Below are 785 nucleotides of genomic sequence, written 5' to 3' on the forward strand. Positions count from 1 at the left end.
AGGGCTGTGATACGGTTGCCTTTGCTGTTAATTTTGTCTGCTTCGTCTGCTTTGTTTTGATTGGCTACATAATAGGCTCTTGGAAATTCTGCACCGCTTTTTACTTCTTTAAAATAAAAATAACGGGGTACGCCTTCTTTTCCTTTCTCGTGCGCGCCCTCCCACGATGCATTAGTGGGTATGGTAAAAGTGGTTTCCCCATAACCTTCTTGGTCTATTTTTAGGTTTAGGGTTTCAGATAGTTTTTTATCAAAACCAGACACAGATTCTCGTAACATAAATGTTATCTCTTCCTTTATATAGTTTCGTGTGTTCACTCTTATGGTCACGGTATCACCGTATGCTACAATACCTGTGTGTAAATCTCCGTTGCTTTCGTAAACTTTTAGACTAACAATTTTTTTGTCGCTATTAACATATAGATACTTGGCCTTTCCTTTAATAAGGGTATATTCATTTCCGGCCTCGGGGTCTTGCGTAGCTCCCTCTACTTGGCAATGGAACTTTTCTATGGTGAAAAAGAACTCACTTTCTCCGTCCAGTTCAGGTGTAGGGTGAGTGTCCGGAAGCTTAAATGCTTGGTTTATGGTGCCATTGGTGGCTGTGATTTCTATTTCTGGACCATCCTTTTTTACCCGTGTATCATGGCCGGGCTCACTTTCCCATACATTTAATCTTATTTTTTCACCGCTCAAGCCTTCGGTCTCTATGTGCATGTAGACCGTATGCTTAAACCCGCTACGGTTTATCCTATTGCCTTTGCTGTCCGCCCAATAGGCTTTGGT

At 41.8% G+C, this 785-nt stretch carries 1 protein-coding gene; it reads right to left on the minus strand.

Annotated features, from left to right (window positions below):
- Positions 1-785: hypothetical protein (locus ACFFU9_RS10740; protein WP_379861441.1), on the minus strand; the 785-nt coding region annotated here is incomplete at both ends.

The sequence above is a fragment of the Mariniflexile ostreae genome (assembly GCF_042427585.1).
In the GTDB taxonomy this organism is placed as follows: Bacteria; Bacteroidota; Bacteroidia; order Flavobacteriales; family Flavobacteriaceae; genus Pseudalgibacter; species Pseudalgibacter ostreae.